The sequence below is a fragment of the Mycobacterium sp. C31M genome (assembly GCF_053345865.1).
The window spans coordinates 51,110-70,919 of the sequence record NZ_JBKFAX010000004.1; the positions used below are offsets into that span (position 1 = coordinate 51,110).

The 19,810-nt window shown below is 67.1% G+C and carries 15 protein-coding genes; 9 read left to right on the plus strand and 6 right to left on the minus strand.

All coding sequences use genetic code 11. From position 1 onward, the window contains the following. Positions 1–22: 22 nt before the first annotated feature. Complete coding sequence (locus ACLBYA_RS07330; protein WP_447708721.1) at positions 23–451, plus strand: pyridoxamine 5'-phosphate oxidase family protein; 429 nt, start codon at positions 23–25, stop codon at positions 449–451. Between the two features lie 13 nt (positions 452–464). Then, a complete protein-coding gene (gene dosR, locus ACLBYA_RS07335; RefSeq protein ID WP_447709064.1) occupies positions 465–1,118 on the plus strand; it encodes a hypoxia response regulator transcription factor DosR/DevR in 654 nt (217 codons plus the stop codon). Here the strand turns inward: dosR and ACLBYA_RS07340 are convergent. Further along, a complete protein-coding gene (locus tag ACLBYA_RS07340) occupies positions 1,092–2,069 on the minus strand; it encodes an Acg family FMN-binding oxidoreductase (RefSeq protein WP_447708722.1) in 978 nt (325 codons plus the stop codon). The genes dosR and ACLBYA_RS07340 overlap by 27 nt on opposite strands. Positions 2,070–2,126: 57 nt before the next feature. After that, entirely contained in the window at positions 2,127–3,659 is a 1,533-nt protein-coding gene (locus ACLBYA_RS07345; protein WP_447708723.1) for a molybdopterin-dependent oxidoreductase, read from the minus strand. 100 nt (positions 3,660–3,759) lie between these two features. Between ACLBYA_RS07345 and ACLBYA_RS07350 the strand changes: the two genes are divergently transcribed. Then, positions 3,760–4,533, plus strand: coding sequence for an SDR family NAD(P)-dependent oxidoreductase (locus ACLBYA_RS07350; protein ID WP_447708724.1), 774 nt, complete (start codon positions 3,760–3,762; stop codon positions 4,531–4,533). A 109-nt stretch (positions 4,534–4,642) separates the two neighbouring features. Further along, positions 4,643–5,998: a neutral zinc metallopeptidase gene (locus ACLBYA_RS07355; protein WP_447708725.1), complete on the plus strand. Its 1,356-nt coding sequence runs from the start codon at positions 4,643–4,645 to the stop codon at positions 5,996–5,998. Here the strand turns inward: ACLBYA_RS07355 and ACLBYA_RS07360 are convergent. Next, positions 5,986–6,738 carry a sulfite exporter TauE/SafE family protein gene (locus ACLBYA_RS07360; RefSeq protein WP_447708726.1) on the minus strand — a complete coding sequence of 251 codons (753 nt, stop codon included), beginning with the start codon at positions 6,736–6,738 and terminating at the stop codon, positions 5,986–5,988. The two genes, ACLBYA_RS07355 and ACLBYA_RS07360, sit on opposite strands and share 13 nt — an antisense overlap. A gap of 188 nt (positions 6,739–6,926) precedes the next feature. On the opposite strand from ACLBYA_RS07360, the gene ACLBYA_RS07365 reads away from it, so the two are divergent. Beyond that, positions 6,927–7,394, plus strand: coding sequence for a homocitrate synthase (locus ACLBYA_RS07365; protein WP_447708727.1), 468 nt, complete (start codon positions 6,927–6,929; stop codon positions 7,392–7,394). A gap of 9 nt (positions 7,395–7,403) precedes the next feature. On the opposite strand, the gene ACLBYA_RS07370 is transcribed toward ACLBYA_RS07365, so the two are convergent. Beyond that, on the minus strand, positions 7,404–8,885 hold the full coding sequence (locus ACLBYA_RS07370) for a cytochrome P450 (RefSeq protein WP_447708728.1): 1,482 nt from the start codon (positions 8,883–8,885) through the stop codon (positions 7,404–7,406). 128 nt (positions 8,886–9,013) lie between these two features. Next, positions 9,014–10,498: a cytochrome P450 gene (locus ACLBYA_RS07375; protein ID WP_447708729.1), complete on the minus strand. Its 1,485-nt coding sequence runs from the start codon at positions 10,496–10,498 to the stop codon at positions 9,014–9,016. Positions 10,499–10,641: 143 nt separating this feature from the next. Here ACLBYA_RS07375 and ACLBYA_RS07380 point away from each other — a divergent pair, with 143 nt between their 5' ends. From ACLBYA_RS07380 to ACLBYA_RS07395, 4 genes are all read left to right on the plus strand, one after another. Next, the gene (locus ACLBYA_RS07380; protein WP_447708730.1) at positions 10,642–11,286 is read left to right on the plus strand and encodes a TetR/AcrR family transcriptional regulator; all 645 of its coding nucleotides are present in this window, start codon (positions 10,642–10,644) and stop codon (positions 11,284–11,286) included. Between the two features lie 35 nt (positions 11,287–11,321). Continuing rightward, positions 11,322–12,188, plus strand: a complete 867-nt coding sequence (locus tag ACLBYA_RS07385) for an SDR family oxidoreductase (protein WP_447708731.1) — start codon at positions 11,322–11,324, stop codon at positions 12,186–12,188. A 179-nt stretch (positions 12,189–12,367) separates the two neighbouring features. Further along, on the plus strand, positions 12,368–17,821 hold the full coding sequence (locus tag ACLBYA_RS07390) for a glutamate synthase-related protein (RefSeq protein ID WP_447708732.1): 5,454 nt from the start codon (positions 12,368–12,370) through the stop codon (positions 17,819–17,821). Next, a complete protein-coding gene (locus ACLBYA_RS07395) occupies positions 17,818–19,557 on the plus strand; it encodes a sulfite reductase subunit alpha (RefSeq protein ID WP_447708733.1) in 1,740 nt (579 codons plus the stop codon). The genes ACLBYA_RS07390 and ACLBYA_RS07395 overlap by 4 nt, the downstream gene beginning before the upstream one ends. Before the next feature lie 22 nt (positions 19,558–19,579). On the opposite strand, the gene ACLBYA_RS07400 is transcribed toward ACLBYA_RS07395, so the two are convergent. Then, on the minus strand, positions 19,580–19,792 hold the full coding sequence (locus tag ACLBYA_RS07400; RefSeq protein WP_447708734.1) for a hypothetical protein: 213 nt from the start codon (positions 19,790–19,792) through the stop codon (positions 19,580–19,582). Positions 19,793–19,810: the final 18 nt, after the last annotated feature.

Genomic DNA, 19,810 nt, shown 5'->3' on the forward strand with positions numbered 1-19,810 from the left:
TTGCGATCGGGAGGTGGTCGACATGGCCGTGACACAACAGCTCGAGGTACTCAACCGCAGGCAATGCCTGGACAAGCTGGCGCGGGTACGCGTCGGTCGGCTGGTGTTCACCGAGGACGGGCTACCGGCGGTCCATCCGGTCAACTTTCGGGTATGGCGTGATGACGTGGTGCTCCGGGTGGCCGGCGGCGCCAAGTTGGATGCGGCCACCCACCACCAGATGGTCGCCTTCGAGGCCGACGAGCTCGACCCGGACCTGCGTAGCGGCTGGAGCGTGACCGTGGTCGGCGCCGCCGAACCGGTCACCGGCATCGACGATCTGGTCGACGTCGCCGGCACCTTCATCGAGCCGTGGGTGCAGGGCCGCCGCGACCATTTTGTGCGGATCCGGGCCGAACGGATCACCGGACGGCAGTTCCTGGAGGACGCGGGACCGGCCTACCGGCCATGATGGGGTCATGCCTGTGGTGAAGGTGTTCCTGGTCGACGATCATGAGGTGGTCCGGCGCGGTCTGATCGATCTGCTCGGCGCCGACCCCGACCTGGAGGTGGTGGGGGAGGCCGGCACGGTCGCCGAGGCGATGGCCCGGATTCCGGCGGTGCGGCCCGAGGTGGCGGTGCTCGACGTGCGGTTACCCGACGGCAACGGTATCGAGCTGTGCCGTGACCTGCTCTCCGAACTACCCGACCTGCGCTGTCTGATGCTGACGTCGTTCACCTCCGATGAGGCCATGCTCGACGCGATCCTGGCCGGCGCCAGCGGCTACGTCGTCAAGGACATCAAGGGTCTGGAACTCGCCCAGGCCATCAAGGATGTCGGCGCGGGTCGCTCGCTGCTGGACAATCGGGCAGCCGCCGCGCTGATGGCAAACCTGCGCGGCGCGGCCGAACGGGATGATCCGCTGACCGGGCTCACCGAGCAGGAGCGGAACCTGCTGGCTCTGTTGTCCGAGGGGTTGACCAACCGGCAGATCGCGGCACGGATGTTCCTGGCGGAGAAGACGGTGAAGAACTACGTGTCCCGACTGCTGGCCAAACTCGGTATGGAAAGACGCACTCAGGCAGCGGTTTTCGCGTCCAAACTCGAACAGTCACGACGTCCACTCGACGACCGCTGACAGCGGCATCCGCGGGGTCGCGGGCAGCGGATCGGCGTTCACCGGTGCCCAGCCGACCCGCAGCAGCATCTGCGGGAAGCCGTAGTCGCCGAAAACGTCGTCGCGCACCGCATCCCGGGTTGCCGCAATCTCCAATGGCTCGGTCACCGGGCAGCTGGCCAGCCCGAGCGTGGTGGCGGTGAGCAGGACCAGGCTGGTGGCCTCGCCGGCCCGCAACCGGGACAGTTGGCTGTCGTCCTTCGTGCCCAGTGCCAGCACGGCCGCCGCATCGTCGGTTCCCGAGGTGGCGGCGGGTTGGGCCAGCGCGGGCCCGGCGAACAGCCGGCCCGGCAGCGGCGAGGTGGGATCGGATCGCGGTGTGCTGCGTGCTGGCACACCGGCGAGTGAGGCGTATCGTCCACTCCAGGTGGACAATTCGGCCAGATAGTCATGGTTGGTGGCGTGTTGCCAGACAGCTCGGGCCACGATGTCCTGGAGGTCGGGTAGCCGCTGCACCTGACGCAGCATCACTCCGGCCCGGGCGGCGCGGGCACCCATCAGTGCGATATCGGCGTCGGGCACACCCCAGGCGCTGAACATCCGGCGGTCGGTACGCCGGCGCGGGATGGCCGCTGCCAGTGGGACATCGGACCCGGCCGCGGTGCAGGGACGGGCCCACATGGTGGCCAGGTGATCGGGCCGCTCCGGGTCGGGGAACCGTGTCACGGTGGCCTGCCAACCCAGCGCGGCAAACCCGACCACCGCGTGGTGCAGGGCGGCGCCACAGCTGAGCAGTAGGTCGCGCGAGTCCGGATCTGCCTGTGGCAGCGCACGATCGGTCTCTGCGTAGAGGCGCAGCCCGTCGCGGCCGACGCGCCAGCGCCACGGCTGGGAGTTGTGGATCGACGGGGCCCGGGTGGCCAGCGACAACACCGTCTCGATGGTCCGGCGATCCGGGAAGCTCGCGTACATGACTCCAGGGTGCGCCGGCGCACCGGATGTCACTAGTGCCGAAAGTCCCCAGGGAGGCTAGGTGACCGCGAAACCGACGGTATGCCAGCCGGTGGCGCCGTCGGGGATGACATCGGCGCGGTCCTCGGTCTGCACCTGCCCGGTGTCGTCGGTGGCGCGCACCGAGATCTCGTGCAGCCCCGGCTGCTGGGCCTGCCAGTCGAAACTCCACAGCCGCCAGGTGTCATCGGAGTACGCCGCGCCGAGGGTGGCCGGTTGCCAGGGACCGTCGTCGATGCGTACCTCCACGGTCCGGATCCCGCGCTGCTGAGCCCACGCGACACCGCCGAACCGCACCGGTCCGGGGGCCACATCCTGGCCGCTGCGGGGTACGTCGATCCGTGACTGGGTTTTGATCGGCCCCTTCTCCGACCAGCCCAACGGTGTCCAGTAGCCCTGGGCTTGGTCGAACCTGGTGAGCTCCAGGTCGACAACCCACTTGGTGGCCGAGACATAGCCGTACAGGCCCGGCACGACCAGTCGGGCGGGATAGCCGTGCTCGATCGGCAGCGGCTGGCCGTTCATGGTGATGGCCAACAGGGAATCGCGGGCGTCGGTCATGGCCTCTGTAGGGGTGCCGGCGCTGAACCCGTCGCTGGAGGTCGACAGCACCATGTCGGCATCCGGGTGCACCCCGGCGGCGGCCAGGAGATCGCGCACCCGATATCCGGTCCACACCGCGTTGCCGACCAGATCGCCGCCGACCGGGTTGGACACACAGGTCAGTGTCACCACCTTCTCGACGAGCTCGAACTGCTCCAGATCGGCCAGGGTGTAGGTCTGCTCGGTGTCGACCATGCCGTGGATGCGCAGTTGCCAGGCACCACGGTTGAGCTGCGGCACGCTCAGTGCGGTGTCGATCCGGTAGAAGCTGTCGTTGTCGGTGACGAAGCTGGGCAGGTCGACGCCGGCGGGCTGGACATCTGCCGGAATCGGCGGCGCGGGTGTGGCATCGGTGGGCGGGGTGAAGGCCTGACGATCGTCGGCGGCCGAGTGCACACGGCGTGCCCAGGCCGCCCCGACGGCGGTGCCGAGCACCCCGAGGCCGAGCAGGCCGAGCGCGGCCAGCGACAGCCTTCGTCCCGGGTCGGCGGCGGCGGATTCGTGCGCCGACCCGTCCTGCAGTCGGCCCGACGTCAAGAAGCGCAGCACCACGATGCCGGCCAACCCGCCCGCGACGGTGGGAATGATGTCGACGCCGGCCGCACCGGCCCGGGAGAGCACGGCCGCGCCACCGGCGACCGTCGCGGCGGCGAACATGGCGCTGCCGATCGGGATGCGGCGGCGCTCCAGCAGTCCTGCCAGTCCCGCGAGGATGGCGATCGCCAGCAGCACCGCCAGCGTCAGGAACAGCTTGTCGGCCGTCCCGAAGGTCTGGATGGCCCACTCCTTGACCGGCCCGGGGGTCTTGTCGATCACCGTCGACCCGATCGCGGTGCGGGAATCTGCCGACGACCCGAGTGGCACGGCCACCAGTGCGCTGACGCCGAGGGTCACCGCGGCGGCGGCGATGCCACTGAGAATCCGCGTGCCGGCCGGTATCGAGGTCACGGCGTCCACGCTAGCTCAGCGAAGTCACCGAAAGCCTTACCGTAAAGTGCCCACGGTGTCGTAACGTTACAAACGGACCAGAAATTGGAAAGGGAGCTAGATGGAGATCTCGGGCAAGAAGGCCGTCGTCGTCGGTGGAGCATCCGGCTTCGGGCGGGCGACCGTGGGAGCGTTGGTCAAGCGCGGCGCACAGGTCGCCATCCTGGACCGGCCTGCGCCGCACTCCAAGGGTCAGGAGGTCGCCGACGAGATCGGTGTGCCGTTCTTCGCCACCGATGTCACCGATTTCGCCGGTACCGAGCAGGCCCTGGCCGATGCGGTGACCGAGCTCGGTGGCCTGCACATCGCGGTGACCACCGCCGGCGGCGGTGCGGCCATGCGCACGCTGACCAAGGAGGGGCCGCACGACCTGGACATCTTCCGGCAGGTCACCGATCTGAACCTGATCGGCACCTTCAACATCAGCCGGCTCGCGGCGGCGCATATGGCCAAGAACGACCCGGTCGACGAGGAGGCCGAGGAGCGCGGCGTCATCATCAACACCGCCTCCATCGCCGCGTTCGAGGGGCAGATCGGTCAGGTCGCCTACACCGCCTCCAAGGCGGCGATCGCCGGGATGTGCCTGACGATGGCGCGTGACCTGGGCAGCCTCGGTATCCGGGCGCTGGCCATCGCGCCGAGCCTGTTCGCCACCGGCCTGACCCAGGGCATCCCCGACGAGTACGCGACCGTGCTCACCAAGGATGCCGCCTTCCCGAAGCGTCTGGGCAAGCCCGAGGAGTACGCCAAGTTGGCGTTGGCCATCGTGGAGAACCCGATGCTCAACGGTCAGTGCCTGCGCTTGGATGCCGGGCAGCGCTTCGCGCCCAAGTAGACGTTGCGGGTTCGTCGCGCCCACGCTCGCACAGCGGCCGTGGGCGCGCCGAAATCGCATATGAGGCGGTTGGTGTCATTCTTGCCACTCTGCCCGTTAATGTTTGCCCATGAACCTGAAGGTGTGGACGGCGGCGGCCGCTGTGCTGCTCATCTCGGCCTGCGGATCACCACAGCCCGAGATCCCCGCGACCCCGCAGCAGGCGGGCGCGAATCCGCCCGATATCAGCGATATCACCATCGAGGGCGATGCCGACGATCCGGTGAATCGGATCGCCATGCAGGCGATCGCGGATCTGGAGGAGTACTGGGCGAAGAACTATCCGGCGCTCTACGGCGACGAGTTCGAGCAGATCGCCGGCGGCTACTACGCCGTCGGGATGGGCAGCGACGCGCCACCGTGCACCACCGATCCGATGGAGGTCCAGGGCAACGCCTTCTACTGCGCAACCGAGGACGTGGTGGCCTGGGACGCTCAGGATCTGCTGCCGCAATTGCAGTCCGATTACGGCGATTTCGTCATTCCGGTGGTGATGGCGCACGAATTCGCGCACGCCGTACAGGCCCGGTCGAATTTCACCGCCCGCACCGTCACCCGTGAGCTGCAGGCCGATTGCATGGCCGGCGCCTGGGCGGCGCACGCCCAGGCCGACGGGGTTTTCAAGGTGTCCAGCGCGGATCTGGACACGGCGCTGGCCGGTGTCCTGGACCTGCGCGACAATCCGGGTACTTCCAAGACCGACCCCAACGCGCACGGCAGCGGATTCGACCGGGTGGGTGCGTTCCAGGACGGTTTCGACAACGGCCTGGAGCGCTGCAAGGAGTACCGCGACGACCAACCGATGGTGCTGGCGCTGCCGTTCAACAATGTCGCCGACGCCGCCGCCGAGGGCAACGCGCCGTATGACTCCATCGTCAACGGGGTGCCGTATGACCTGGAGGACTACTGGACCCAGCTGTATCCGGAACTGACCGGGCAGAACTGGCCGCCGGTGCAGGGCCTGGAACCGTTCGGGGCCGGCGGTGCGCCGATGTGCGGCGACCAGTCCACCGAGGGATATGTGCTGTTCTATTGCGTCCCAGACGATTACATCGGCTGGGACAACGAACGCGTGATGCCGCGGGTCTACGAGCAGGGCGGCGACTACGCGGTGGCGACGCTGCTGGCCACCCAGTACGGGCTGGCAGCACTGTCGCGGCTCGGTGACGAGTCCGACGAGAAGACCTCGACATTGCGCGCGGACTGCTTGGCCGGTGGATACACCGCCAGTGTGCTGTTGCAGAACCGGTCGCAGACCAGTTCGTGGTCGATCTCGCCGGGTGATCTCGACGAGGGCATCAAGGCGCTGTTGGTGTTCCGCGGGGACGGCGACACCGACCGACAGGGCGCCGGCTTCGACCGGGTGCGTGCCTTCCGCGAGGGTGTCATCAACGGTGCCGAGGCCTGCCTGGACTACGAGGTGTAGGCGTCGAAACCGAGCTTGATCGCCAGCGCGAGACCCGCGACGGCGATCAGCAGTCGCAACGGGGTGGCCGGTGCGCGCCGCACCACGATGGGGCCCAGTCGGGCACCGAGCAGGCAGCCGAGACCCATCGCCACCACGGCCGGCCAATGCACCGGGGCGAAGATCGCAAAGCCCACGGCCGCAACACCGTTGGCGACACCGAGCACCACGTTCTTGACGGCGTTGGCCTCCGGCAGGGTCTCGGTGCCGGTGCGCAGGAACAACGCCAGCAGCAGCACACCTGCGGCCGCACCGAAGAACCCGCCGTAGACGCAGATGAGCGAGACGGCCACACCCTGGGCGATGGTGCGGGCCACGGTGGGCTCGGCGACCGGGCCTTTACCGCGGGGGAGCGCAATGGCCACCGAGGCCAGCGCCAGCAGCATCGGCACGGCGTTCTCGAAACCCTCCGCGGGTATCGACAGCAGCAGCGCTGCGCCGGCCGCGCCGCCGAGTGCGGCCATCGGGATCAGACGTTTGAGCCGAGGGCCCTGGCCGGCCAGTTCGGGCAGCGAGCCCGGCACCGCGCCGAACCCGTTGAACACCAGCGCGACGGTGTTGGTGACATTCGCGGTCACCGGGGGCAGGCCGACCATGAGCAGTGCAGGATAGGTGGTCAACGAGGCCAGCCCGGCGATGCTGCCGATCAGTCCGCCGCCGATACCGGCGACGAACAACAGCAGCACCTCCCACCACGTCACCGGGCCATCCTGGCCTAAGGAAAGCGAGTTGCGCGCACCGGGCCGACGGGTCTAACCTCGGCGTCGTGCATCGCATTCTCGTAGTAGCCAGTACCCGCAGCGGGGTCTGATCCAGACCGACCCCCCGCTGTGGGTCGGACGCTACTACCCGTCGGTCGCTCCCTTCAGAGCAGAAAAGACCGACATTCATGAACTCCATCACCACCACCATCGCGAGCCCTCGATTCGCGGACTTCTTCGACGCCCCACTGCCGCGCGGGCTGCGGACCCTGGCTGCTGAGATGACCTGGGACGATGTCGCGGCGACCTTCGGCTCCAGCGCCGGGCCGATCCACCTGGAGCACTGGGAACGCGGTGAGCGCAGCCTCGGGCGGCACACGCACACGTACCAGGCGGTCATCGGGATCGGCGAACGCACCGCGGCCTGTGAGACCACCGCGGCCGGCCCGCTGGGCGCGCTCACCGCGATGCTGCACCAGCACGGAATCAGCCTGGAAATGCTGAACTTTCACCAGTTACAGGCCGGCGGGCAGACCGCGACGTTCATCCGCGGCACCGACGGGATCGACACCGAGTGGGCGATCGGTTGGTCGGAATGCCCGCAGCAGTCGGCGTTGCGGGCCGTCATCGCCTGCGCCAACCGCCTGGCCGCCTGAACCTGACGCTCAGCGGATGGGGCGCAACACGATCGGCATCCCGTCGACCGGCACCGGCATGCCGCCGTAGTCGTAGTGCGGCTTGTAGCCGGGATGGGCGAGCTCCAGCTTGTACTTGCGCAGCAGGCGGTGCATGACCGTCTTGATCTCCAACTGCCCGAAGACCATGCCGATGCACTTGTGTGCACCACCGCCGAATGGGGCGAACGCGTACCGGTGCTGTTTGTGCTCGTTGCGCGGATCGGTGAAACGCTCCGGGTCGAACCGCTCGGGATCCGGGAACAGTTCGGGCAGGCGGTGATTCATCGACGGCCACGTCATGACGTTGGTACCGGCGGGCAGGTAGTGGCCGAGCAGCTCGGTGTCGCGCACGGTCTGGCGGAAGTTGAACGGCAACGGGGTCTGCATGCGCAGCGCCTCATTGATCACCAGGTCGTAGGTCTCCAGCTTGTCCAGCGACTCGATGTCCAGCGGGCTGTCGCCGATGCGCTCGGACTCGTCGCGGCAGCGGTCCTGCCACTCGGGATTGGCGGCCAGGTGATAGGCCATCGTGGTCAATGTCGAGGTCGAGGTGTCGTGTGCGGCCATCATCAGGAAGATCATGTGGCTGACGATGTCCTCGTCGGTGAAGCGTCGGCCGTCCTCGTCCTCGGCGTGACAGAGCACGCTGAACATGTCCTTGTCACCGGAGGCGCGCTTCTCGGCGATGCGGCTGGTGAAGTAGTTCTCCAGCGTCTCGCGGGCCTTGACCCCGCGCCACCAGCTCAGCGGCGGCACCGGCTTGCGCACGATGGCGTTACCGGCCCGGGTGGTGGTGGTGAAGGCGTGGTTGATGGTGGTGACGAGCTCCTTGTCCGCACCAGGCTCGTGGCCCATGAACACCACCGAGGCGATGTCGAGCGTCAGCTCCTTGATGGCGGGGAAGAACAGGAACCGCTTGTCGTTGGCGACCCAGTCGTTGGCAATCACCTGCGTGGCGACGGTGTCGATGTGCTCGACGTAGCCGGTCAGCCGGGTGCGGGTGAAGGCCTCCTGCATGATTCGGCGGTGGAACATGTGATCGTCGAAATCGCGCAGCATGAGCCCGCCCTCGAAGAACGGCCCGATGACCGGGTCCCAGGCGCGCTGTGAGTAGTCCTTGTTGCGGTTGGAGAACACCGCCTGGGTGGCGTCGGGGCCCAGCGCCAGCACCGCGGGCAGCACGGGGGAGAACATGTAGTGCACCGGGCCGTACTCGCGGTACAGGTGCAGCAGGAAGTCCGGGCCGCCGCGGAACATCTCGATCATGTGTCCGAACACCGGCAGCCCGGAATCGCCCATCACGGTCTTGAGACCACTGTCGGCCGGGGCCGGCGCCATCGGGAACTGGTTCCACTTGCGCTCCAGCAACCGCTTCTCTATCGACCCCATGCCCGGGATGGTGACCGGGGTGGGGGTCAGGCGGCGCTTGGCCTGATCGAGCAGATAGGCCGGCGTGCTGATGGTCGGCATGCAGTACTCCTCGTAAATCCTGGCGACAGACCTGTGGTCGATGTCACTCGTGGGCCCATCTTCCCCGGCCAACTTGACGCCTGTCAAGTTTGGCGCGGGGTGTGAATTGGGCTGTGGCGCCGACGAAGCTAGAGCCGCCGCAGGACGATCGGCATCCCGTCCATCGGCACCGGCATGCCGCCGTTGTCCCAGCGCGGCGTGTAACCGGGCTTGACCAGTTCGAGTCGGTAGCGGCGCAGCATCCGGTGCACGATCGTCTTGACCTCGAGCTGGCCGAAGACCATGCCGATGCACTTGTGCGCGCCCCCGCCGAACGGGGCAAACGCATAGCGGTGCCGCTTGTGCTCGCTACGTGGCTCGGCAAACCGGTCCGGGTCGAACTTGTCCGGATCCGTCCACAGCTCGGGCAGTCGGTGGTTCATCCCCGGCCAGGTCACCACGTTGGTGCCGGCCGGGACGTAATAGCCGAGCAGGTCGGTGTCGCGCACCGTCTGGCGCATGTTGAACGGCAACGGGGTCACCATCCGCAGGCATTCGTTCATCACCAGGTCGAGGGTCTCCAGCTTGTCCAGCGCCTCGATGTCCAGCGGTCCGTCACCGAGTCGATCGGACTCGTCGCGGCAGCGGTCCTGCCACTCCGGGTGTGCGGCCAGGTTGTAGGCGATGGTCGTCGCGGTGGAGGTCGAGGTGTCGTGCGCGGCCATCATCAGGAAGATCATGTGATTGACGATGTCGGCATCGGAGAACGAGTTGCCGTCATCGTCGGTGCTGTGGCACAGCACGGTCAGCATGTCGGTGCCACCGGAGTTGCGGCGCTCGGGGATGCGCGCCGCAAAATAGTCCTCCAGTACCTTGCGGGCCCGCAGCCCCTGCCACCACTTGAACGGTGGCACGGAGAATCGCAGGATCGCCCCGCCCGAGCGGGTGGTGGTGGCGAAGGCGTCGTTGACCCTGGTGACCAGTTCGTGGTCGTCGCCGGCGTGCTCGTGTCCCATGAACACCACCGAGGCGATGTCGAGGGTGAGTTCCTTCATGGCCGGGTGGAACAGGAAGCGGGCGTCATCGCATGGCCAGTCCGCGACCACCGCGGTGGCGACGTGGTCGATGTGCTCGACATAGCCCGTCAGCCGGGTGCGCGTGAACGCCTCCTGCATGATGCGGCGGTGGAACATGTGTTCCTCGAAGTCGAGCATCATCAGGCCGCGGTTGAAGAACGGCCCGATGACCGGATGCCAGCCCTGCTGGGAGTAGTCCTTGTTGCGGTTGGAGAAGATCGTCTGGGTGGCGTCCGGGCCGAGCGCGACGATGGAGCGCAGGATCGGCGAATCGGCGTAGGTGATCGGGCCACGGGTGTTGTAGAGGTGTAGCGGATAGTCCGCACCCTCGCGGAACATCTCGACGATGTGGCCGACGAGCGGCAGTCCCGAATCGCCCTGGATCGCCTTCAGCCCGCTGCCGGCGGGCGGCTCGGCCAGCGTGGTCTGCTTCCAGTCGTGCTCCAGGAGGCGCCGTTCCAGCATGCCCATCCCGGGAATGGTGTTCACGGTCGGAGTGAATCGGCGTTTGGCCTGGTCGAGCAGGTATGCCGGGGTGCTGATCGTCGTCTTGGACATGTCGCTGACATAGCTCCTGAAAGAAAGGCTCCGGGAAGCGCGATGGGCTGTGGTGGATCTCACTCTCGAAACCCATCCTGTATGTCAGACTTGACGCATGTCAAGTTTTGTTCTGGCGTGGCGCGGTGCCAAGGTTTAATGCCATGAGCGCCTCACCCGATACCGAGTCCGAGACTCGCCGTACTCGCGGTGACCGGCAGCGCGATGCCATCGTGGCGGCGGTGCGTGAGCTGCTGGGCACCCGCCCGTTCGCCGACCTGTCGGTCAGCATGATCAGTGAACGCGCCGGGGTCGCCCGTTCGGGCTTCTACTTCTACTTCGACTCCAAGTACGACGTGCTCGCCTTCATCGTCAAGGACGCGCTGGCCGAACTGGACGTCCTGACCCACAACTTCGCCCCCCGCGACGCCGGCGAATCGCCGGCCGCGTTCGCCAAGCGGATGGTCGGCAGTGCGGCCGCGGTGTTCGCCACCAACGATCCGATCATGGCCGCCTGCACCGCGGCGCAGAACACCGACAAGCAGATCGCGGCCATCATGAACGACTTCGAGGACTTGGTGATCGCCAAGATCGTCGGCGTCGTCGAGGACGAGGTGCGCAAGGGCACCAGGCCGATCTCCGATGACATCCCGGCCCTGGTCCGGATGCTGACGGCGACCACCGCGATGACGCTGTCCCACGACGCGGCCTTCGTCGGACGCGGCACCGACCCACGGCGCTCGGTCGAGGTGCTCGAGCGGCTGTGGCTGAACGCGCTCTGGGGAACCGCGGCGTCCTGGGAGGACTAGGCTCGGTATGAGCCGCGCTCGGTAAGGTCAAAAGCATGGCTCAGGCGCGAGGGTTTGCGGGCAAACGGGTTCTGTTGACCGGCGCTGCCAGCGGGATCGGGCGCGCCACCGCACTGAGCCTGGCCGCCCAGGGCGCCGAGCTGTATCTCACCGATCGTGATGCCGACGGGCTGTCCACCACGGTGGTCGACGCGCAGGCGCTCGGTGCGACCGTTGCCGCCTACCGTGCCTTCGACATCACCGACTTCGATGCGGTCACCGCCTTCGCCGCCGATGTGCACACCGCGCACGGCGCGGTCGACATCGTCATGAACATCGCCGGGGTCTCGGCATGGGGGACGGTGTCCACGCTGACCCATCAGCATTGGAAATCGATGATCGACGTCAATCTGATGGGTCCCATCCACATCATCGAGGCGTTCGTCCCGCCGATGGTGGCCGCCGGCCGGGGCGGTCACCTGGTCAACGTGTCCTCGGCGGCCGGGATCGTCGCGTTGCCGTGGCACGCCGCCTACAGCGCCAGTAAGTACGGGCTGCGCGGACTGTCCGAGGTGCTGCGCTTCGACCTGGCCCGGCACCGGATCGGGGTGTCGGTGGTGGTGCCGGGCGCGGTGAAGACCCCGCTGGTGGACACCGTGCACATCGCCGGGGTGGACCGTGAGGACCCGCGCGTGCAGAAATGGGTCGACCGATTCGCCGGGCACGCGGTGTCCCCGGAGCGGGCGGCCGACAAGATCCTGGCCGGGGTGCGGCGTAACCGTTTCCTCATCTACACCTCACCGGACATCCGGGCGCTCTACATGTTCAAACGGGTGGCGTGGTGGCCGTACAGCGTGGCGATGCGCCAGGTGAACGTGGTGTTCACCCGGGCCCTGCGACCCAGGAACCGGGCCGGCCGCTGACGTCCGCGTCGGAAATATCACACCCCGCTGGCAGCGCGGCTACCAGGTCATTTAGGCTAGGCTAAGACATTTGCGCGCGCCGGAGCCTGCGGTAACCAGGCCTCGTGCGGGACGGCTCAACGTCGAGAAGCCCACAAGGTGCGCTGGGTTGACGGGTTCAACGTTGAGGAGATCGCCGGTTGTCGGGACTTTTTGATCCGGGTCAGGAAAAGAGCAGCTGTGGCGTCGGATTCCTGACGCGCAAGGATGGCCGCCAGACCCACGAGGTGATCCGCAAACTGCACGAGGCGCTGTGCGCGGTTCCGCACCGCGGCGGCATGTCCTCGGAGGGTGTGGGCGACGGCGCGGGCGTCAACCTCGATCTGTCGGTGCGGTTCTTCCGGGAGGTCACCGACCGGCCCGATCTGGAACTCGGGCAGTTCGGCGTGGGCAACTTCTTCCTGCCCAACGATCCCACCTTCCATGCGGAGGCGGAGGCGGTGATCGAGCGCACACTGCGCGAACAGGGTTTCGACATCCTGGTCAAACGCGATGTGCCGGTAGATAACACGGCGATCCGGCCGGCCGCGGTGAAGTATCAGCTGCCGATCCGCCAGTGGGTGTTCACCGCCCCGTCGCAGGATCGCTTCGACCGCCGTATCCACGACGCACTGATGGACATCGAGGCGGTCGCCTATACCGAGCCCACCCTGCTGGGGCTCTATCCGCTGTCGGTCAGCGCCCGCACCCAGGTGCTCAAGGGTCGGCTCAACAGCAACGAGGTCGTCCCGTACTTCAGCGATCTGTCCGACCCGCGGATGGAAGTGCACTCGATGTTCTTCCACACCCGGTTCTCCACCAACACGGTGCCCAATGCCACCATGGCGCAACCGTTCCGACTGATGGCGCACAACGGCGAGCTCAACACCGACAAGAAGAACCGGCTGTCCGACAACGCCGTCGCCCGGGCCCGCAACCGGGCCATCGTGCGCCCGGTCGGCCAGTCCGACAGCTGCCGGCTGGACCAGACGCTGCAGAACCGGGTCCTCGAAGACGACCTGGACCTGATCACCGCGGTCGTCGCGATGATGCCGCCGGCGTGGGAGAACGACGACACGCTGTCCGGTCAGGTGCGCGCCATGCTGGAATTCTTCAGCCTCTACGAGGAGAAGAACGACGGCCCGGCCGCACTGATCTTCGGCGACGGCACCTATATCGGCGCCCGGCTGGACCGGTTGGGCCTGCGCCCGCTGCGCACCGTGGAGACCGCGGACTATCTGGGTGTCATGTCCGAGGCGGGACAGGTGTACTTCCCGCCCGAGGAGGTCGTCAAACGCGGCCGTATCGAGGCCGGCGGCATGCTCTACTACGATCACCGCGAGCAGCGCTCCTATGGCACCGTCGAAGCGTTGGAAAAGCTTGCCGCCAAACACGATTACCAGCAGATGCTGGAGGAGGCCCGGGTCAACCTGGGCGATCTGCCCGCGGTGCCACCGGAGGGCCAACTGTCCCCGGCGCGGTACAACGGCGACCTGTCCCGGCATCAGCGGTACGTGGCGTACTCGCTGAACCAGGAGAGCTTCAAGTTCCTGATGGACCCGATGCTGGCCACCGGGCAGGAGAAGATCTCCGCGATGGGCTACGGCGCGGCCATCAACGCGCTGTCCAATCACGAGGGCGGTATCGCGCGGTACTTCTCACAGCGTTTCGCCCAGGTGACCAACCCGCCGCTGGACAGCATCCGCGAGGCAGACGGGATGACCCTGCGGGTGGCACTCGGTGCCAAACCCAACAGCGGCGGGCGGCCCGCACCGCAGATCGTGGTGCCGACACCCATTCTCACGCATCTGGAGATGCTGAAGATCCGCGACCAGAAGCACACCCCGGTGGAGCGTTTCGGCATGTTCTACCGGATCGATCTGCAGGACGCACAGGCCAATGCCGAGGCGTTGGTCCGCGGTATCGACAAGGTGTGCGACGAGGTCGAGGAGTTCGCCAGGGAGACCGGCGGCATCGCCGTCATCTCCGACCGCCACGTCGAAAGCGGTTTGGCGGCAATCCCGCTCATCATCGTGATGTCGGCGATCAACCAGCGTCTGATCGAGGAGGGTCTGCGGCTGCGGGTCTCGGTGATCGCCGAGAGCGGTCAGATCTGCTCCTCACATCACGTGGCGACGGCGCTCGGCTTCGGTGCGTCGGCGGTGTACCCGCTGGGTGTGCAGATGCGTGCCGAGGAGAAGTTCAGCAGTGCCTCCGGAGATGACGACGTGCAGGTGGCCGCGGCGTTCAAGCGGTTCGCCAAGGCGGCGGAGAAGTCGCTGATGAAGACCATGGGCCGGGTCGGCCTGTGTACCGCCGAGAGTTACATCGGTGGAGAATTCTTCGAGCCCAGCTATCTCGATACCGGGGAACCGGTGCTGCGCAAGTACTTCCCCAATGTCATCTCACCGGTCGGCGGTGTCGGATTCCGGACGCTGGCCGACACCTCGGCCGAATGGCATGCCCGCGCACTGGCGGTCACCGGTGAGAAGGATGTGCCGCTGCTCGGCCTGTTCAAGGAGCGCGCCGAGGGGGCCGGCCACTCGTACGGGACGACGGCGGTGCGCGGCTTCGTCGACATGACCGAGGAGGAGATCTCATTCGGTGACGAGGCCCGCCCGGAGAACCCGGACATGGCCGATCCGCTGTTCCTGCGCCGGCTTCCGCTGCACCAGCTCGAGGGCGCCTTCGGCCTGGACGACGAGGCCTACCGCAACAACAGCTTCGAGGAGATGTCGCCGCGGGCCATCAACAGCTTCGACATCACCCCGGGCTACCGCAACTTCGTGATGGCGATGAACACCGAACGCGCGCGGCGCCCCGCCGCGCTGCGTGATGTGCTGGCCTTCCCGGCCGATGTCAACTTCCTGCACACCGCCGACGAGTTCCGTTCCGAGATGGGCCAGTTCGCGCTGTGGGGTAATAACGGTTACCTGGTGCGCGGCCTGACCATCGAGCAGGTGGGTGAGGAGTTCACCATCAAGCTGACGCACTCGGCGGTGCGACTGACCGAACTCGCCGAGTCGCTGCGGCAGCGATTCGGGACTCAGATCACCGATTACGACATCGTCGGTGACCGGCTGTGGCTGCGCGCCACCGGTGAGGCATTGCAATACCTGTCGATGGTCCGGTCGGCGCCGGACTCGATCCCGGTGTCCTCGGTGCAACCGGCCGATGAGATCGCGGCCACGCTGACCAGCGGTGCGATGAGCCACGGCGCGCTGGTCGCCTCGGCGCACGAGGCCGTCGCACACGGCACCAACATGGTGGGCGGGCTGTCCAACTGTGGTGAGGGCGGTGAGCACATCACCCGTTACGGCACCATCCGCGGCTCCCGGATCAAACAGTTCGCCTCCGGCCGGTTCGGGGTGTGGGCGGGCTATCTGGCCGATCCGATGCTGCGCGAGTTGGAGATCAAGATCGGCCAGGGCGCCAAACCCGGTGAGGGCGGCCAGCTTCCGGCGCCCAAGGTGACGGTGCAGATCGCCGCGGCCCGTGGTGGGACACCCGGTGTGGAGCTGGTGTCCCCGCCGCCGCACCATGACACCTATTCGATCGAGGATCTGGCCCAGCTGATCCACGACTGCAAGGCGGCCCGGGTCCGGGTGATCGTCAAGCTGGTCAGCTCCGAGGGCATCGGCATCATCGCCGCCGGTGTGGCCAAGGCCGGTGCCGATGTCATCAACGTCGCCGGCAACACCGGCGGCACCGGGGCGGCCGCGGTCACCAGCCTCAAGTACGCCGGCCGGTCCGCCGAGATCGGTGTCGCCGAAGTGCATCAGGCATTGGTGGCCAACGGTATTCGGCAGAAGGTCGTGCTGCGTGCCTCCGGCGCGCATCAGACCGCCAGCGATGTCGTGAAATCCGCGCTGCTGGGCGCGGACAGCTACGAGTTCGGTACCACTGCGCTGATGATGCTCAAGTGCGTGATGGCCAAGAACTGCAATATCAAATGCCCGGCCGGGTTGACCACCAACTCCGAGGCATTCGAAGGGGATCCGCGGGCGCTGGCGCAGTACCTGCTGAACATCTCGCATGAGGTCCGCGAGATCCTGGCGATGCTGGGGCTGCCGTCGCTGCGGCATGCCCGCGGCCGCAGCGACCTGCTGCACCTGCTCGACCATCCGTCGAGCATCGGCCGGCTCGATCTCAAGGCGATGCTGGCGGTCGCCGAGGGGTTCGTTCCCGACGACCCGATCTACATGGAGAAGGACTACGCCGTCGACGACAGCTTCCTGGCTCAGCTCGACCTGGCCGGGGTGGCGATGGAGCCGGTCGCACTGAGCAACCAGAACAAGAGCGTCGGCGGTCAGCTCGCTGTCGACATCGAACGGATGCTCAACCATGAAGGGGCCGTGGGCCCGGCGGTCGCCGTCGACGAACGGGGGCGCCGATTCCTCACCCCCGACAGCGTGGTGATCACCACCACCGGCTCGGCCGGGCAGAGCTACGGTGCGTTCTGTAACGACGGTATGACCATGACGCACACCGGAACCTGCAACGACGGTGTCGGCAAGAGTCAGTGCGGCGGCACCATCGCGGTGCGCTCGCCCGGCGGCGGCTCCGAGCTGCCCGGCGGCAACGTGCTGATCGGCAACTTCGCCCTGTTCGGCGCCTCGGGCGGGCGGCTGTTCGTTGCCGGTGAAGCCGGTGACCGGTTCGCGGTGCGCAACTCCGGGGCCACCGCGGTGGTCGAGGGTGTCGGCGAGTTCCTGTGCGAATACATGACCAACGGTGCGGTGTTCAACATCGGCGGGTTCGGCAAGGGTGTCGCCAACGGGATGAGCGGCGGCTTCCTGTACCAGTACGACCCCGAGGGTGCGCTGGCGGCGAAGGTCAGCGCGGATTCGGTGCTGATCGCCCCGCTGACCGAGGCGCCGTTCCACGAGGTCGCCGCCAGGACACTGCTGGGCTGGCATGCCGAGGCGACCGGATCGGTGAAGGCCGCTGCGTTGCTGGCGGATTGGGAGACCACCCGTGAGCACGTGATGTACGCGATGCCACGGGCGCTGCTGCAATACCAGGACGCCGATGCGATCCTGGCCGCCAAGACTCGTAAGGAGCTGCTCGACGAGTTGGCCGCGGCACTGTCGGGCTACCAGGTGGCCAAGTTCAAGCGGTCCTACCGCGACGGCGAATCGGTGCTCGGTGGTGCGGTTCCGGGATACGGGGACACCGACACCCAGGAGATGTACGCGCTGCTGAACACCTACACGGTGCTCAATCTGGCGCAGCAGCTGGCGTTGACCCGGCTGCCCGGGGTCACCGATGTGACCGATCCGGCGGTCGGCAAGGCGGTCCGCAACCTGGTGCTGACCGAGGACTTCTTCCTGATCCAGAAGCTGCAGCGGTACGCCCGCGAGGCCATCGACGGATTCAGTGACGAGGACCTGGCGGTGTTCATCGCCAACAAGCGGATCACCGATTACAAGGAAGCGCTGTCACAGCGCAATGTGGCATCGATGGACAGCCCCGGCACCTACGGGTGGATCCTGTTCCAGGATGCCAAGAACGTCGAACGGATCGGTCGGCTGCCCTCCTTCGAGGAATTGTTTGCCGCGCAGTCGGTTCCCGACGTCGTCGCCTCGCTGACCGCATTGGAGAGTGCCTCGTGAAGATCGCCTACATTCCCCAGGACGCCCCCTTCAACGAGGATCAGCGCGCCTGGATCTCGGGGTTCCTCGCCGGACTGCATTCCCGGCTGGCGATGAACATGGCCCCGCCGCCGGCTGCGGTCGCCGATGCGCCGGCGTCGCGGCCGTCGCTGCGGATCCTGTACGGCACCCAGACCGGCAACGCCGAGGGGGTCGCCAATGATGCTGCCGCGGCGGCGAAATCGCAGGGGTTCGATGTCAAGGTCAGCGGTCTCGACGAGATCGAACTCGACGAGTTCGCCGGCCTGAAATACGTGCTGATCGTGACGTCGACCTACGGTGAGGGCGAGATGCCCGACAACGCCGAGCTGTTCTGGGAGGCGTTGTCGGCCAACACGGCCCCGCGACTGGAAAGCGTGTCCTACGGTGTGCTCGCGCTCGGCGACACCGGCTATGACGAGTTCTGTCAGGCGGGCAAGCTCTTCGACATCCGCCTCGAACAGCTGGGCGCCACCCGGGTGGTCACCCGCACCGACTGCGACGTGGACTACGAGGCGCATGCCGCCGAATGGATCCAGAGCGCGCTGACCGCGCTGGTGCCGGCGACCGGCGCCAGCGGCACCCCGAGCACCCCGCCGCCCAGTGCGGTCGCCCGCTCCGGTTGGACCCGCAAGAACCCGTTCGTCGCCGAGGTGGCGGTCAACCGGCTGCTGTCCGGACCCGGGTCGGACAAGGAGATCCGGCACATCGAGTTCGCGCTGGCCGACAGCGGAATCGAGTACGAGGCAGGCGATGCGCTGGCCGTCATCCCGGAGAACGATCCCGCCCTGGTCGAGGCCATCGCCGAGCATTTCCGGGTCTCGCCGGACACCCTGGTCGACGACAAGCCGCTCGGTGAACTGCTGGGCACCAGGTACGAGATCAGCGCACCGTCGAAAGATCTGCTCGGCGAGGTGGAGAAGCGCGCCGACAACGAGGAGCTGTCCCATGTGCTGCGCGGCGGGGTCAAAGAGACCCTGGAGCGCTGGCTCTACGGCAAGGACATCCTCGATGTGCTGCGCATCGCCGGGGACGATCTGAGCCTGGATGAGTTCATCGGTCTGCTCAAACCGCTGCAGCATCGGGCCTATTCGATCTCCTCGAGCGCGCTGGCCAGCCCCGACCGGATCCATCTGACGGTGGCCGCGGTCCGGTATCAGAGCAACGGCCGCACCCGCGGTGGCGTGTGCTCGACGTTCCTGGCCGACCGTGGTGCGACCGCGAAGATCTTCCTGCAGCCCAACAAGTCCTTCCGGGTCCCGACCGACGGGGACGTGCCGATGATCATGGTCGGACCGGGTACCGGTGTGGCACCGTTCCGCGCGTTCCTACAGGAGCGTGAGCGTAGCGGCGCGGGTGGACGCAACTGGCTGTTCTTCGGCGATCAGCATCGCGAGCACGATTTCGCCTACGCCGACGAACTGCTGGGCTGGCAGTCGAGCGGGTTGTTGACCCGGTTGGATCTGGCGTTCTCGCGCGATCAGATCGAGAAGGTCTACGTGCAGAACCGGATGGCCGAGAACGGCGCCGAGGTCTTCGCCTGGCTGGAGGAGGGCGGACATTTCTACGTCTGCGGTGACGCCACCCGGATGGCCAAGGATGTCGACAAGGCGCTGCACCAGGTGGTCGCCACCCACGGAGGCATGAGCGCCGATGCCGCCACTGAGTACGTCAACTCGCTCAAACGCGAGAAGCGTTACGTCCGCGATGTGTACTGAGCAAGGTGTGACTACGTAACCGTCAGCTGGGCGCGAACTCACCGCCCGGTGGTGGCGCGAACTCGGTGGGGTTCTGCCAGTTCGGGCCGGTGGTCGTCGTGGTGGTGCGCAGTGTCGTCGGCTCTGTCGTCGGGGGCGGCGCAGGCGGGGCGGCGTCGGGTGGTGAGCACCCGACCACTGTCAGGACCGCCGCGGTGGCGGCGGTCAGCCCGATGAGTGTGGACCGTCGGCTCATGGCTGTTGATGGTAGGCC

Bases quoted from the DNA above. Each gene is read 5' to 3' on its own strand.
- ACLBYA_RS07330 (WP_447708721.1), top strand. From the start codon at position 23: ATGGCCGTGACACAACAGCTCGAGGTACTCAACCGCAGGCAATGCCTG.
- ACLBYA_RS07380 (WP_447708730.1), top strand. From the start codon at position 10,642: ATGAGCGCCTCACCCGATACCGAGTCCGAGACTCGCCGTACTCGCGGT.
- ACLBYA_RS07340 (WP_447708722.1), bottom strand. From the start codon at position 2,069: ATGTACGCGAGCTTCCCGGATCGCCGGACCATCGAGACGGTGTTGTCG.
- ACLBYA_RS07385 (WP_447708731.1), top strand. From the start codon at position 11,322: ATGGCTCAGGCGCGAGGGTTTGCGGGCAAACGGGTTCTGTTGACCGGC.
- ACLBYA_RS07350 (WP_447708724.1), top strand. From the start codon at position 3,760: ATGGAGATCTCGGGCAAGAAGGCCGTCGTCGTCGGTGGAGCATCCGGC.
- ACLBYA_RS07375 (WP_447708729.1), bottom strand. From the start codon at position 10,498: ATGTCCAAGACGACGATCAGCACCCCGGCATACCTGCTCGACCAGGCC.
- ACLBYA_RS07365 (WP_447708727.1), top strand. From the start codon at position 6,927: ATGAACTCCATCACCACCACCATCGCGAGCCCTCGATTCGCGGACTTC.
- ACLBYA_RS07400 (WP_447708734.1), bottom strand. From the start codon at position 19,792: ATGAGCCGACGGTCCACACTCATCGGGCTGACCGCCGCCACCGCGGCG.
- ACLBYA_RS07370 (WP_447708728.1), bottom strand. From the start codon at position 8,885: ATGCCGACCATCAGCACGCCGGCCTATCTGCTCGATCAGGCCAAGCGC.
- ACLBYA_RS07355 (WP_447708725.1), top strand. From the start codon at position 4,643: ATGAACCTGAAGGTGTGGACGGCGGCGGCCGCTGTGCTGCTCATCTCG.